Raw genomic sequence first — 15,366 nt, 5'->3', positions numbered from 1 at the left:
GTCGATTACCAACGGCAAGCAGCACGTAATGGCTTCGCTGCCTGCTCCAACTGAGAAATGTTAAAGGTTATCTGGCTACCATTACTGCCTGTAATACTCATCCGGTCGCTGTTCATCAGGCGCTTGATTTCTTCAATGCCCGGTAAACCCCGGCTGGATTCCCACAAGTAACCCTGTTCCCGCACGAACCATTCAGTACGGTACTCGGTTCTGTCTGTTGCCACAGTGACAACCCCTGACTCTACGGGCTTGGGCAGTGCCACCTGCAAGCGGGTGATACTGTCAATGCAACTCAACATTAATACGGGACGTGGGGGGGCTACGCCAATCGCGGGCGTGGTCAAGATAATCGGTGCCGCACCATTCTCTCCCTGCGTCACAATGAAGCTGGTAGAGTAATCGGTACGTTTCATCTCCTGTTCCATCGCTTGCCGCCACAGATGCCCCATATTTTCGATAGGGATTTTCACCGTTTTGAACTTGAGGTTATTCAACGCGCGGTCATAACATGCCAGCCGGATAAGAGGAGACGGCTCAAAGCGGCATTTATGCAACTCATCTAAATTTTGCTCTTCCTTCACCGCAACCACGTCCTTGAGTTCTGCCACCTCTGCAAACTTGGGGTTCCCTGTCAATGAAGCGAGCAATGAACTGATAATTAAAACAATATTCATAATCTACACCCGTACTTAGCCAGTTTGTAAACCAACGTCCGCTGGGCAATACCCAGGCTTTGTGCGATCAATCTGGTGTCATTGCCAAACTGACGCTGACGTTGAATCAACACGGCGCTTTCAAATTCTTCTATGGCCTTTGGCAGATTATCGATATGACTGTAATCCACGGAGATACGGCTGACCGCCGCCGGTTTTTTCGATTCACTCAGGGAAGCCAGCAATTCATCCAATTGTTTTTCTTTTTGGCGTTGAACCTGAAATACCTGGCGGATTTGGCGTAACTGTCCGCGCAGTTGTTCGAGTTCCTGCAATTTTTTCAGGCGATGCTGCATGACATGGCAATAGATGCCGAACATGTTTTCATTGTTGATGAAATGGCGGACATCTTCGGCAAAGATAGCGATCACCCCACAACCCTGCCCATTGCAGTCAAACAGGGGAATGCCGTACAACCCACAATTATGCGGTAGTTCCGCGATAAACGTGCGGAAGTATGGCTCATCAATGCGTGCCCCGTGATTAAGGGAATCCCAAACAGTTGGGGTTCCCTTGCGTAATACCTGTATCAACGGGTTATTGACGTCATCAATGTCCACTTGCAATCGGCGCGAACTGGTTTGCTGAGTCGCCGGCAAGTTATAGCATTCCAACCTGTTTTCGTTGATGTTCAGCAGGAAAACCAACAGGGCATCAAAACGCGAGCTATGGCTGATCTGCAAAAAATGGTCAGCCAGTTGTTCTACAGTGTCATTTTCCAATAACGCTAACGCGCTTTTCAGCCGCTGTTTCATTATTCTGCCTCCTCAACCTCTGCGTGGAATTCGTGTTCAACCACGGTTAAGCGAATGGCCCTGATGGGAGTCCCCGCCGCCATTTTCTGCAACAGCAGTAATGAAATTGGCGGTAGCAGTGCGCCATCAATGATGGACTCCAACATACGGGCACCATTTTCCGCGCGGGTAGCACGTTGCAGGATCTCTTCGGATACCTCGTCGCTGATGGTGACTTCTGCGTTGAAACGTTGGGTCAACAGGGTATCCAGTCGGGCCAGTTTGCCCTGAATAATGATTTTCAGCGTTTCATGGCCCAATGGCAGGTAAGGGATCACTTCCATCCGCGCCAACAGGGCGGGTTTGAAGAATGCCGCTAATTCAGGGTAAAGCAGGTCGTTGATCTGCGCTGGCTGTTCGGCACTGTCTACGATGGTTTGATAGCCCAGGTTTGACGTCAGGAAGAACACGACGTTTTTACAGTCGATAATGCGGCCTTCTCCATCCGCCAGCTCCCCTTTGTCGAAAGCCTGATAGAACAGGTTCAGTACGTCAGGGTGAGCTTTTTCCACTTCATCCAACAAGACAACTGAATACGGTTTCTGGCGAATGGCTTCGGTCAGTACACCACCTTCACCATATCCGACGTAACCCGGGGGTGAACCGATCAAACGGGAAACCGTGTGTTTCTCCTGAAACTCGGACATGTTGATGGTGGTAAGGTATTGACGGCCACCAAACATCAGTTCCGCAATTTGCAGGACGGTTTCTGTCTTACCGACGCCACTTGGCCCGACCAACAGGAATGCCCCAAGAGGACGCCCCGGACGACGTAAATCGGCCCGGGCAGTCAGTAAGTGTTTGTGCAAACACTGGATCGCCATTTCCTGCCCCTTGATGCTTTGCCCCAAGTGAACAGGCAATTCAGTGACAATGGAAAGTTCGCTTTGTGACAAGCGGTTCAATGGTACGCCCGTCCATTCGGCAATCACCGCCGCAATCTGGGTTTTATCCACATGCGGGGAAACCAGTATTTGCTTCTGCTGTAGTTCTGCCAACTGGACATTAAGCGTCGCCAGTTTTTCGATCAAGGATTGTTCGTCAGCGACTTTTTCTGTTATCCCGGCTATCCCGGCTTCTTCTGCGGTCTCACCCGGCTTAGTCGCTTCATGTTTATCCTCATCCCCGACAATCTCTTCAACCGTATTTTCAACGAAAGAATCATCCGCCAGTAATTGGTGGCGCAGTTCGATGATGTGTTTCACCAACTCTTGCTGCTGTTGCCAGCTCATTTCCAACGCGGTGAGTTGCTGCTGAACGTCTTTTTGCTGGTTTTGCAACGCGTCCAATCGTTCAGCATGGATGTTCAATCCCATGCGTTGTTCCCTCTCCAGCACGTCGATTTCCATTTGCATCTGGTGCAGATCAGTCGTTAACGAAGAGATCTGACGCGGGGGTGAAGTCAGGTTGATGGCAACACGGGCACAGGCAGTATCCAATACGTCAATGGCTTTGTCCGGCAGTTGGCGGCCGGAAAGGTAACGGTCACTCAATACCGCTGAGGCTTTCAGGGCTTCATCATCAATCAGCACGCCGTGCGCCTGCTCGTAAATGGCTCGCAGGCCACGCATGATGACGGTTGCTTCATCCGCTGTTGGCTCAGACACTTTCACCAGTTGGAAACGACGGGACAGCGCGGCATCTTTTTCAAAATATTTCTTGTATTCGCTCCATGTGGTGGCGGCGATAGTTTTCAGCTCACCACGTGCCAAAGCCGGTTTCAACAGGTTGGAGATATCCAAACCTCCCGCTTGATTGCCCGCACCGATCAGGGTATGGGCTTCATCAATAAACAGGATGATGGGTTTTGCCGATTGGCTAATTTCAGCCATGATGCCTTTGAAGCGTTTTTCAAATTCACCCTTAACTGCGGCCCCAGCCTGCAATGCCCCCAGATCCAGTGTCATCAGTTCACTGTTACGCAATTTTTCCGGTACGCGATCGTTAATAATGCGCAATGCCAAACCTTCAATCAGGGCACTTTTACCGACCCCCGCTTCACCCACGACGATGGGGTTGTTTTTGCGCCGACGACACAGGATGTCGATCATCAGATCGATCTCGTTATCGCGGCATAAAACCGGATCCAGCTTGCCCTGACGTGCCTGTTCGGTCATGTTCTGGGTAAAGCGTGCCAGCAAATTGTCGCTGTTTGCCGGATGTGCGCCCTGCCCATCTTTATTACTGTTGTCCGCAAAAGGCTGTTCAGCCGAACCATTCGTCCATTCTGCAAAGTTTTGGCGCAATAATTCGCGGTTGATACCTGCCAGCAGACGTGCAGTTTGTGGTGCCAGGTAACGCAGCGGGCTGAATAGCAATGCAATCAGCATAACGCCGCTGCGCAGTTCGGTGTGCTGCATCTCTGTGGAAGCCAACAACCAGCTATCCTGTAACCATTCCACCAGCATTGGGGAAAAATTGGGGTAGGCCTGCACCAGCGTTTGATGGTGCGTTATTACCTGATCGAGCTGTTCTTTGAGCAGATCTTTATCGATGTCTGCTTTATTGAAGATGAGTCGTACATCACTAAGTGGCGTATCGATCATTTGGAGCAGCAGCTGCGCAACCGTGATTTCAGGTTGTTGCTGACTGACGCAGGATGCCGCCGCCACTTCCAGTGCATGGCGGGTCATCGGGTTTATACGATTTACAAGGGTAGGCAGATCAATCTGGATCATGGCGACTTCCTATCTCAATAAGTTACTTAGCTGCTTTAATATGTCTTGGGTCTGATCACCGAGGCGAATGGCATAAAAGCTGTAAACAGCCACCAGCAAGCCCACGCTAATCACGAACAGGTGCTTGATAGTCCATCGTCTGCTCAGGCGATAACGCGCATTACTCTCGTTGACGTTGACATACAACGTGGTCGGCGGAGTATCCCCGCGCAGTGAGTGAAGCTGTTGCTGCAACCGACGGAACAAGCGCTCAAAGTCATCGCTTTTCTGGGCGCTGACTTTGTAGCGCCCGCGATAGCCCAGACAGAGGCAGAGGTAAATGAACTCCAGCAGATGCTGGTAGCGCTGTGCCTCTCCCATCAAACGTTCAAGCAAGACGAAAACCTTCTCCCCTCCCCAGGTTTCATTGTGGAAGTGCACCAACAGTGATTGCTTCAACCAGCCATTCTGGCTGTTCCAGCCGTGCCCCAACGCAGTTTCATCAATGAAGGTGCACAGTACGTAACGGAATGAAACAATCGCGCCGGGTTCATAACCCTTGGTTTGCAGAGACTGCTCAATGGCCCGAATGTCAGTAACAACCTGTTGGTAAAGCTTGTCTGGCAGTGCCTGATCCGTCATATCCTGCAAACGCAAGACCATCCCCAACAAGGGGGTGGCGGCATCGATCATGGGGTTGAGGCTTTCACCACGCAACGGTAGCTGGTACTGGCGTTGAGACGTTTGCAGCGTTTCAGACTTTTCCAGTGACGGACTGTCAACATTGATATCACTCATGATTATTCCTTACCGCCCCTGATAGCCCAGAGCTGCATATCTAAGTCAGGGAAATCCCCTGATACGTGGAACGCGATGGAATTTCCTTGCAGGATCTCTTTCCACGCCGGACTCTTCTGATCCAGACGGAAGTAGGTATATCCAGAGTGATACGGCAACTGGCGTGGCGCAGCAGACAGGGCAATCAATGGCACACCCGGCAACTGGACGCTGACCAGATCGCGGATTTTTTCCATTGATGTGACTTTGGTTTGCTGGACGAACTGGCGTCGCAACTGCTCCTGCGGTGTGCTGGCGCTGATTGCCAGTACGAATTCGGACTTGCGCAACAGATCGTTGTCGTGCAGGGTTGCCACACGAATGCCACCTTCGTTCTGTTTCAGCGCAATCGACGTTGCACGTGGGGTCAGAACCACATTCAACGCATCACGAATTGCGTGCATCACAGCCTGGAAGGTATCGGTCAGGTTATTGTGGTCATACGCCAATATATTCCCCGGCAGGCGGCTTGAATCGGTGAACGTCCTCAACTCGCCACAAGTCTGGAGTAGCTCGGTATACAAATGTAGCGGGTGCAAAACGGTTTGTTTGGCATAATGGTTGAACAACGGCTGAACGCGGTTGAGCAATTGCAGCATCATAAATTCGGCGACATCCGCCACCCCTTGCTGACCCGGCGAACCAATGCGTTTAGCCAGTGTTCTTGAACGCTCGGTCAGCAGGCCATCAATTTCCACCATGAAACGCCTGAGTTTGTCAGCCACGAAGATAGACAAACAGGTCGGGACAAATTCGTTATCCAGAACAATGTTGCCATTTTTTTGCTTTTCTTTGATACGGCACAGTGGAATGGTGGTGTAAGCACTCATGTCCTCGGAGCCTTGCATCAGAACGGGCGTCAGTTGGGCAAGCTCCACGGCAGTGGTATCACCACCTTTGGTATGAAGGTCTCGGATATTGGTCGGTAATTTGCGATAACGCACCGTACTTTGCGTTTCTGCATCCGGATCGGCAATTTCCAGAATGGTATCGCTGGACATAGGCAATGCCAGATAAATATCTTTGCTTTTCTCGCCATTGGTATTCTGGATATCCAACGGTTTTGGCAGCATATCTTGACCAGGTGCAGAAAAAACAGTGCCATCCGGCATAATGCCACTGGCTTCGGTGATCCCGATACGTCCCAGTTTGAGCAAATCATCATTAATGCTCAGGGAGCTGAAACCGTGCGCATAAGGTGTCAAGACTGAAACAAGGCTATGTGCCAGATAATCAATATGTTTTTGTTGTTGCTGAAAATGTTGGGGTTTGATGAATAATCCTTCGTGCCAAATCACCCGATTTTTGCCTGGCATGATTACTCCTCCTCTTTTCTAAGTTCGACGTCGTTATTTCTGACATGCACCAAGATGTGATAATGGCGGCCGATGTCTTTTACCCGGATGATCTTTTTCCATTCAGATTGATTTGCATCTGCATAGTGAACGATGACCCCGATGTAACGGTTTTTCTTTTCCAATGCGATCTGCTCCAGGGGTTTGTATTGTCCTGGTAACAGGGTGTAATCCTGATGATCGATGTAGTTTTTCCCCAGTGCTTTTTCGAGCTTATCGCTATCAAGCTGGTCATAGTCGGCAGCCAGAAAGCGTGAATCCTCACTGAGATAAACCAAATTCATTTCAACAGGAACCGCTTCACCACTTTCATTGGGGTTGATGTCGGGTTCGGCCAGCAATGTAATGTTGGCAACAGAGACCTGCTCATCGGGTTTACCTACCGGTGTGGAAGGGTCCCAAATGACCTGGCCCACTTTTTTTGTTGCGTTCCATGCACTGCTACAGCCGTTCAGCAACATCACTGACAGCAATAAAATCCCTACAGCCCATATACGGCGACTAGCGGAATGTGTCATTGCTGGATTCCTCCAAGCCCTGACGCAATGCGCGGTCATAAGCCTGCTCATACACCTCGCGGAATAATTTTTCGAATCCTTGTTGGCGACTGGAAGATAATTCTCGGTAATAGTTGGTGTACATGTCCCAGGCCCAGGATGCGTCTTTATTCCTGGCTTCATTGCTACGACGATAGTGTGAGAACCGACGGAGCAATTGCTCTGGCGCAAAGGCTTCCAGCATGGTGTCCAGTGCGGCAGAGATGGCAATTCGGTTAGCCTGATAGTGTAATTGCAGGTTTTGCAAACTTTCCGCTACCGCAGCCGGAGCGGAGAGATGAACCGGACTTTTCTGATCAGAAAACATCACCTGCATGGTCGTGTCGTAATCCATATTCAGGCGCAGTGGATTATCTTCGATAGGCCGGAGCTGTTTATCACGTAACCCATGTTGTTCACGCTGGAGAGCCAATAACCCCTCAATGGCGGCTTTCATGGTTTTACCCATTTCTTGCAGAAAATCATTTGCCTGCTGGCTGTCGTGCAAAGGCAAACGTGCTTCCAGCCCACGCATGAGAGGGGTAATGGCGACATGATCAACATCCATACTTTCGTACTGTCTGTCGGAATCGATGCCCGGTAAATCAAGGAACTCCTGATCCATAACACTGCCTCGGTTATCAGAAATAGGGTTAGCAAATGGGGGGGTCTGGTAATGATCCGGCGGCAAAAGTTGTTCCGTATCATCAGCTTCAACCCTGGGTTTCAATGTGGTCAGGCTCTCGCTATCAAGTACCCGTAGCGGATCATCACTGAAACGATGCATAACCGTTGGAGCAATGCCTTCATCGTGGGCAAACGCCGATTTTTGTACAGGTGCACCTTCCATCATGGCATCCAACGGATTGCTATAACTGGAAACCAACGATTCGGGGGATATCATTGAAGGATCAACACGATCTGCCTCAGAAAAACTGATATGGGTCTTGATCGACAAATTACCTACGTTGATTTGATCGCCTTGTTGTAACAAGATCAAACCCGACTCTGGCGTCAAAGCCGCACTGTTGATTTGCACTGATTCAGCAAATACTTGCAGGCAAAATGCCCCATCCTGCCATTTAATGGCGAATTGGGACGGGCAGACATTGCCCTGCTGATCCTGCACTGACCAAAGGTGGCTTTCACTGCTACCGACCGTACCACCCTGTATCGAGAACTGGCAGTTGGCGGCTTTACCACTTTCCAGCTGTTCACTGTTAAGAACCCGCAATGAAAGGATTGGTTGATTTTTTTCCATGGTCGTTATTCCATAACTGAAATGATGACAGAAGGTTTCTGTTCCGGTTCGCCGAGAAAACTGGTCCATCCCAAATGGTTATTCTGCGTTGCCCCCAATACCATGCCGCTGACCTGATTTTCAGCCAGACTAAGACGCAGTTCCCAAGCAAACTGGCTGCGCATGACAAAAGAGATGAACATCACCAATGGCAGATAGTTTTTGCCATCAGGCAGGAATGAAAGGAACCGGTCCCGAGTTAAGTTATTAATACTAAGCAAAAACTTACCACTATAATCCCCAACCCAAGCACCAATGGTGAAGTTGTCTCCTAATACTGATAATTTGGTATCACCAACTTTTAGCCCCTTGTTTTCTCCCCCCAGACGATTCTGCTGATACACGGGAATGGTGACTTTCCTGAATTGCCAGCCGTGCAACGTGACGTCCTGCAAATCAAAACAGTGGGAAACAAGGCTGCATATGACTTCTGGCGAACGTCCGGGGCTTGCCAGTAATCCGGCGTACGCCAGCATTTTGCTGTGATTGATGTTCAGCATCCGGCGGTTGACATCACTGCCTAACCCAACGAGAGAGAACATACGTTGAGAAAAATAATCTTCCCCACCTTTCTTGAAACAGATGTAATAGCGGTATTTCCGCCAAATCTGATGCAGGATCGTAATTAAACGGTGGTTGAAAATGTTGAGAAAATCCGTCAGACGGTTTTCCCCCTGAGCATCTTCCCATGCCAGTGAATCCAGATAATAGCCTGGCATCGGGGACTGGCTGCCATGCAACCCCATAAAGGAAACTTCCAGTTCGAAGTATCCCTTTTTGGATTGCGTAAGCGAGATGACATCCCGGGTCGGAAATGCCAGGCTGGCGCTGGAACGAAAACGGACAGATTCCAGATCAGGACGATCTGTCTCTCCGGTTTTATCCCACGCTACCGCTAGCTGGTTAAGCAGCTCAACCAGCTGGTAAAAGTTGTACTGTGAGATATCCAATGCCAGCGGCGTGGCAGGATCCTGTTCAGTGATTACATCAACGAGTGTTGACCTATCTGTACCGGCCATTCATAACATTCCTGATTATCTAAATTGATTACCTTCAACATATGAAACGCATTGACGCTGGCATACAGTGAGAAAAACCGTGACAGAATCGTACTGAACAGATAAAGCTCGCCTTCCGAGCTGAATGCCTGTTGCCGGATATACAGGGTTGAGCGCAATCCACGGACAGGCTGACCACGGAATAGGTGATCTGTCGGCTTTGTATCAATTTTTTCAATAGCATCAAGCCGTTTCTGCGATGAACGCTTGGACTGCCGGTTATGAATACTGGGGAAATCGTAGGTACGTAGCACCTGTTTTAGGGCATCCTTATCCAGCAATGACATATAGTTGAGCGACATATTTGACAGCAATGACCAGTGCAAACCGCCATCCAACAAAGGGTAGAGAGGCACTGACGGCCGCGTAATATTGCGGAATGACGCAAATGACGGGCTGCCGGTTGAAGGGTAATTAATGTCGCCAACCCGCAACTCTAAAGGCAATTCACGGTTAGTACAGGTCAATCTGATCGAAACATTTTCTTTCAGTTTGAGTCTGAGCAGATCAGCCTCATCGTTCCGTACCAATGAGATGAAATGTTCCAGCCCCCGGCGGAAAGGCGACTCTTTCACCCGGATACGGTAATAACGCATCGAACGTTCATCTTCGTCATCCATTTGGTGGTTGAAACTTTCAAACGGGGTATAGACTCGCTCACCAAGACGGGCACGACTGCGTTCACCATTTTCCCCCGTCAGCCAGCTTTCTACGCTATCAACGGAGAAAATGTCGTAGTTATCCGGGAAGCTGTAACTGGCTTTCAATGGGTATTCCGTCTGGCTGCCATTGAGTTCAATGGCTTCACTGTCCATGGGGAACAGGTTGATTGCGGGTGTGCAGTGCAGACGAAAAGTGTCATGGCGAATCTTGGCTTCTGGTGGCAATGCCTGAGAAAAATGTAAATTCAGTTTGAAATCTTTGGTCTTGAGATCTTCCGGCAGTTCCGGGAAGCCTTTCACATCAAAAAACAGGAAACTTTCCGCGAAACAGAAATATTCCTGCAAGATACGATATCCCATATAGGCATTTTTGGGGTAAGGCAGTAACGCATCTTCCCGCTCAAATCCCACAGGCACAAAATCAAAATCTGGCAGCGGGATCACGGTATCGCCTGCCACCAACTCTGCTTTTCTGAAGTAGTAGCAAAGCCAGAAATAGAGCTGGGAGGTGGTATAATTATCACCGCTCAAATAAAAACGCAGTTTGCCTAGCTCCAACTCATGCAGGCTCAGTTCTGTTTTCGACGTAAAATTCAGGCCGATAATTCCAGTTTCATTACTGTTATTGACGGTAATGTCACGGATGGAAAGCGGAAAAAGCCAGACATCGCGGCAGAGCGTAAAGGTGCAGCGATCTGGATCGTCTTTTTTGCCAGCCGATTTTTCGTTCGAAAAAATATCATCCTGAGCCGACAACGAATGGCTCATAATCTGTGTGCCACGCTTGACCTGTGTCGCTTTCGTCACCACGCTCTCATCCGGGGTATACTCGATGATGGTCATGCTGGGAGTTGGACGCAAATAGTTCGGCCACAGCATATTGAGCAGGCCGTGGGTCAATTCAGGGAATTGATCATCAATCTTTGCCCGCAGGTTACCCGTCAGGAAGGCAAAACCTTCAAGCAAACGCTCAACGTCGGGATCAGAACCCTGTTCTGACAAAAATGCGGCAAGATGAGGTCGCTCAACTGCGGCTTCTTTTCCCAGTTGCCGCAGATAGTTCAACTCATCTCTGAAATATTTTTCAAATGACATTTATTGGGTTCGCTCCAGGCAATAGCGCCGGTTGTTATCCAACTGGATGCTAAATTCCACAAGATCGTTGATATCATCCAGAGAGATTTCAGCGCTGATATGAAAGCTCAACAGCAACGGATCTGAATCATCATTGATGGCGCTGACAGAAACCGCTGATATTCTTGGCTCATAATTTCTGATGCACCCTTCAATCGCCCATTCGATACTTTGCTTGAAATCCACCGATGTTGCGGTCGCATCATTGAGATCAATGACCCCTAAATCTACGGCACTTTGGCAAGCACCCGGACGGGAATTCAGCACTTCATTCAAATGCTTCCTAATAGAATCAAGTAGTGCACGCATCCTTGATTGACGGGAAGAGCCACCGCTCTTCCCTTGAATGCGCTCGAACAGACTGGCAGAGCTGCCCCTACTCCAACTGTACAGCGCAGCCATGATTATTCCTTATCCAAACGTCCAACCAGCGACAGTTCGAAGCTTGCACCCATGTATTTGAAGTGCGGGCGAACTTGCATCGCCACCTGATACCAGCCTGGATCGCCTTCAACATCCAGTACCTTAATCTCAGCGGCACGCAGAGGACGACGGCTACGAACGTCAGTTGGTGGATTTTCCTGATCAGCAATGTACTGTTTCAGCCACATGTTCAGTTCACGTTCCAGATCCTGACGCTCTTTCCAGGAGCCGATCTGTTCGCGCTGCAACACTTTGATGTAGTGAGCCAGACGGTTGATGATGAACATGTATGGAAGCTGGGTGCCCAACTTGTAGTTGGTTTCGGCGTTCTTCCCTTCACGAGTATTGGGGAACACTTTGGGTTTCTGAACCGAGTTTGCCGAGAAGAATGCGGCATTATCGCTACCCTTACGCATGGTCAGGGTAATGAAGCCTTCTTCTGCCAGTTCGAATTCACGGCGGTCAGTGACTAAAACTTCTGTTGGGATCTTCGCCTGAATCTGACCCATTGCTTCATACAGGTGAACTGGCAGGTCGCTGACTGCACCACCGCTTTGTGGACCAATGATGTTTGGACACCAGCGGTATTTAGCAAAGCTGTCAGTCAGGCAGCTAGCCAACAAGTACGCAGTATTGCCCCACAAGAAATGTTCGTGCTCACGGCTGACATTTTCCTGATAGTTGAAGTTCTTGATTGGGTTTTCAACACTGGAATAAGGCAGACGCAGCAAGAAACGAGGGGCGGTCAGGCCTAAGTAACGTGAATCTTCTGACTCACGCAGCGCACGCCATTTAGTATGTGAAGGGCCTTCGAAGACGGATTTCAGATCTTTGATGGCAGGCAGCTCAGTAAAGCTGTTAACACCAAAGAATTCCGGTGAAACGGAAGACAAGAATGGTGCATGAGCCATCGCACCAACCGAACTGACATACTGCATCAGTTTAATATCAGGCGTGGTGTTGTTGAACGCGTAGTTACCGATGACGGAAGCAACAGGTTCCCCCCCAAACTGGCCGTAGCCTGAGGCATAAACGTGCTTATAGAAGCCAGACTGAATAATTTCAGGAGAGAATTCAAAATCTTCCAGCAATTCATCTTTAGTGGCATGAAGGATGTTGATTTTGATGTTTTCACGGAAATCTGTGCGATCCACCAAAATTTTCAGTGAACGCCAGGAAGATTCCAATTCCTGGAACGGCTTCGCGTGCATGATTTCATCCATCTGCTCACTTAGCTTTTTATCCAACTCAACGATCATCTTATCAACAAGCAGCTTGTTGATGGGTTCGTCGTTAGAGCCAGTATCCAGGATGCTACCGATAAACGCAGCAACACCTTGTTTAGCAATATAGTAGCCGTCATTTTCAGGAGTCATTCTCGCTTGAGACATAATTTCATCAAGCAAGGAAGTCGTTGCGCCAGAAGCAATAGCTGTGCTGTTTTCTTCGCGTTGAGCCATTTAAAAATTCCTTTAACCAGTTATTTTTTATTGACGATTTCAAGTTCTTTCAGGAGTTGCTCACGAACGGATTCATCATCCAGTAGTGACTGCAAACGAGCACGAAATGCTGGGATATTTCCCAATGGACCTTTTAATGCAACTAATGCCTCACGAAGTTCGAGAAGTTTATTTAATTCAGGCACTTTCTTCGCGACATTATCTGGCGAAAAATCATTCAGCGATTTTATTTCCAGATTAACCGGCAGATCTTCTTCGCTTTTTTCATCGAGACGATTAGGAACGTTAAAAGTTAGGTTGATGTTCGCTTCATTCATTACGGCATTAAAGTTGTTCTTATTGATAGAAACTGTCTGCCGCTCTTCAATTGGCGTATCTTCGCTTTTTCCTTTCAAGTCACCAACAACCAGAAGATTTAGAGGTAATTCAACTTCTGCGGTCTGGTCACCATTATTAGGAACATACTTAATATTAATTCTTTCTTTCGGCGCTACGCTACCTGGACTATTCTTACTCATATTTGAATCCTTTGGCTAATACAACCATGAACTGTCTAACAACCCATTATTGGTGAGAGAATGATTCCAATGTTCACCCATATAATAAATACAGAAAATCTTCCTAAAAAATAGGCTAAAGAAGACAACTATATTTGCAGGCACGAATAGTTTTATATCAACATATAGTTAAATAATCAGATATACCCTATCCAATCGTGGAAATAACATCGATACGAAAATCGTCAAGTTCGAGTTTGACATTTTATTTTTTTGATGTAAAGCCTAAACACAAATTGATAAAGACCTCTATTCAAGCCTTTAATCTTCCTATCAAAATCCATAGCAAGTTATAAACATTTTTTTGCGCTCAAAATAGAGGAAAGTTTGGTTTTACTCTCTGTAAGAGTACGTAACCCCACTACCTATTATTTGCGTTAAAAGAAATATTTTTCATCTTCACCTGAATAAAATATAACCTTACAGACCGTTATCAATAATCATCATCAATATCATTTTGTATTTTATCCTGATTAATTATGCGCCATAACAATTCAGGTTATTTCCATTTTTTTGATCTAGTTAACACTTTTCAAATGATCATAAAAAACATTTAAACAAAAAAATAAAAAACATTAAATATCAAAAGGTTAAAAAAACAAAAAAGTCATAGATCATTTTTAAACCAGTTGAATGAGCTTATTGTTTATAAAAAATCAGCTATAAATTTTATAACGGCAATAATTATAAAATTATTATTTGTCATTGAATTATCGTGCATGTTGCATTTTTCAAATGACTTTGCATCAGGCAATTTCAGCTTTATTATTCGCCCCGAGTGTTTGGTAAGCGATAATTTCATTTTATTAACAGATGGAATAATCACGCAAGAAATGAACACTTACACTAATATTGGTAACTTTTTATAGGATATTCATATGCCAACTCCATGTTATATTTCCATCCATGGTAAAACTCAGGGTCATATTACCGCTGGTTCATTCACTGCTGAATCCGTAGGTAATATCTTTGTTCAGGGTCACGAAGACGAAATGCTGGTTCAAGAATTTGACCACATCGTCACTGTCCCCACTGATCCACAGTCAGGACAACCTTCTGGCCAGCGTGCGCATAAGCCATTCCGCTTTACCGTTGCATTGAATAAATCAGTTCCTCTGCTGTACAACGCACTGGCTTCTGGCGAAATGCTGCCTACTGTAGAATTGAAATGGTATCGTACTTCAATCGAAGGTAAACAAGAGCATTTCTTTACGACAAAACTGGAAGATGCAACTATCGTTGATATCGATTGCAAAATGCCACACTGCCAGGATCCGGCTAAATCAGAATTCACGCAATTAGTTCGTGTATCTCTTTCTTATCGTAAGATTACTTGGGAACACACTACTGCGGGTACTTCTGGTGCTGACGACTGGCGCGCACCGGTTGTTGCTTAATATCTTATTCATTAAATATTAAGTCATAATTTTTCAGCCAATGAATATTATTCATTGGCTGAATCATTCTAACATCTCAAAATTCCCGCTAATTTACTTTAATTCCTGTTTTTCTATTTTATATTTGTTTTTCTGCTTTTTTTTTCGCTGTCAGATTTTCATATAGTAATTATTTTCACAACAAATAAAGATAGATGAATTTATAGTTACATGCATGATTGATTTTACGCCAAGCAATCTGACTAAAAAACCGCTGTTCTTAATGTGTTACATTTCCGCCACTTCAATACCTTTCATCAACATTCCATAAGTAAAACTTGCAAATAAAAAGCTGAAAATACAGAAAAAGCCCCTAATTCAATCTCATTATTCTGCTGAGCATTGATTAAGCCAAATTAAATTTCACTTAACTCTTCACATTGAGTTAATACATAACTAAAATGAATTATCATAAATCACTAATGTAAATTTATAACTGGAAAT

The 15,366-nt window shown here is 46.8% G+C and carries 13 protein-coding genes; 1 reads left to right on the top strand and 12 read right to left on the bottom strand.

Features of this window, described 5'->3' with window-relative positions; translation table 11 throughout:
* Positions 1 to 5: 5 nt before the first annotated feature.
* From vasI to tssB, 12 genes are read right to left on the bottom strand one after another with little or no spacing between them, the layout of a single operon-like run.
* Positions 6 to 674 (bottom strand): type VI secretion system-associated protein VasI, encoded by a 669-nt coding sequence (gene vasI / locus AAY47_RS13065; RefSeq protein ID WP_047770574.1) that lies wholly within the window; start codon positions 672 to 674, stop codon positions 6 to 8.
* Positions 671 to 1,468 (bottom strand): hypothetical protein, encoded by a 798-nt coding sequence (locus AAY47_RS13060; protein ID WP_047770572.1) that lies wholly within the window; start codon positions 1,466 to 1,468, stop codon positions 671 to 673. The genes vasI and AAY47_RS13060 overlap by 4 nt, the downstream gene beginning before the upstream one ends.
* Positions 1,468 to 4,185 carry a type VI secretion system ATPase TssH gene (gene tssH / locus AAY47_RS13055; RefSeq protein ID WP_047770570.1) on the bottom strand — a complete coding sequence of 906 codons (2,718 nt, stop codon included), beginning with the start codon at positions 4,183 to 4,185 and terminating at the stop codon, positions 1,468 to 1,470. Before tssH ends, AAY47_RS13060 begins: the two co-directional genes overlap by 1 nt.
* Before the next feature lie 9 nt (positions 4,186 to 4,194).
* On the bottom strand, positions 4,195 to 4,962 hold the full coding sequence (gene icmH, locus AAY47_RS13050) for a type IVB secretion system protein IcmH/DotU (RefSeq protein ID WP_047770568.1): 768 nt from the start codon (positions 4,960 to 4,962) through the stop codon (positions 4,195 to 4,197).
* A 2-nt stretch (positions 4,963 to 4,964) separates the two neighbouring features.
* Positions 4,965 to 6,317, bottom strand: a complete 1,353-nt coding sequence (gene tssK, locus AAY47_RS13045; RefSeq protein ID WP_047770566.1) for a type VI secretion system baseplate subunit TssK — start codon at positions 6,315 to 6,317, stop codon at positions 4,965 to 4,967.
* Between the two features lie 2 nt (positions 6,318 to 6,319).
* The gene (gene tssJ, locus AAY47_RS13040) at positions 6,320 to 6,874 is read right to left on the bottom strand and encodes a type VI secretion system lipoprotein TssJ (protein WP_047770565.1); all 555 of its coding nucleotides are present in this window, start codon (positions 6,872 to 6,874) and stop codon (positions 6,320 to 6,322) included.
* Positions 6,858 to 8,153, bottom strand: a complete 1,296-nt coding sequence (gene tagH / locus AAY47_RS13035; RefSeq protein WP_047770563.1) for a type VI secretion system-associated FHA domain protein TagH — start codon at positions 8,151 to 8,153, stop codon at positions 6,858 to 6,860. Before tagH ends, tssJ begins: the two co-directional genes overlap by 17 nt.
* 5 nt (positions 8,154 to 8,158) lie before the next feature.
* On the bottom strand, positions 8,159 to 9,211 hold the full coding sequence (gene tssG, locus AAY47_RS13030) for a type VI secretion system baseplate subunit TssG (RefSeq protein ID WP_047770561.1): 1,053 nt from the start codon (positions 9,209 to 9,211) through the stop codon (positions 8,159 to 8,161).
* The gene (gene tssF, locus AAY47_RS13025; RefSeq protein ID WP_047770559.1) at positions 9,175 to 11,007 is read right to left on the bottom strand and encodes a type VI secretion system baseplate subunit TssF; all 1,833 of its coding nucleotides are present in this window, start codon (positions 11,005 to 11,007) and stop codon (positions 9,175 to 9,177) included. Before tssF ends, tssG begins: the two co-directional genes overlap by 37 nt.
* Entirely contained in the window at positions 11,008 to 11,448 is a 441-nt protein-coding gene (gene tssE, locus AAY47_RS13020; RefSeq protein WP_047770557.1) for a type VI secretion system baseplate subunit TssE, read from the bottom strand. It lies immediately after the preceding gene.
* A 2-nt stretch (positions 11,449 to 11,450) separates the two neighbouring features.
* Positions 11,451 to 12,929: a type VI secretion system contractile sheath large subunit gene (tssC, locus tag AAY47_RS13015; protein WP_047770555.1), complete on the bottom strand. Its 1,479-nt coding sequence runs from the start codon at positions 12,927 to 12,929 to the stop codon at positions 11,451 to 11,453.
* A 20-nt stretch (positions 12,930 to 12,949) separates the two neighbouring features.
* Entirely contained in the window at positions 12,950 to 13,447 is a 498-nt protein-coding gene (gene tssB, locus AAY47_RS13010) for a type VI secretion system contractile sheath small subunit (RefSeq protein WP_047770553.1), read from the bottom strand.
* Positions 13,448 to 14,364: 917 nt separating this feature from the next.
* Here tssB and AAY47_RS13005 point away from each other — a divergent pair.
* Positions 14,365 to 14,883 (top strand): Hcp family type VI secretion system effector, encoded by a 519-nt coding sequence (locus AAY47_RS13005; protein WP_047770551.1) that lies wholly within the window; start codon positions 14,365 to 14,367, stop codon positions 14,881 to 14,883.
* Positions 14,884 to 15,366: the final 483 nt, after the last annotated feature.

Source organism: Xenorhabdus griffiniae (genome assembly GCF_001028135.1).
Taxonomy (GTDB): Bacteria; Pseudomonadota; Gammaproteobacteria; order Enterobacterales; family Enterobacteriaceae; genus Xenorhabdus; species Xenorhabdus bakwenae.
The sequence above is the reverse complement of the archived record's forward strand: the minus strand, read 5'-3'. Positions and strand labels throughout refer to the sequence as shown.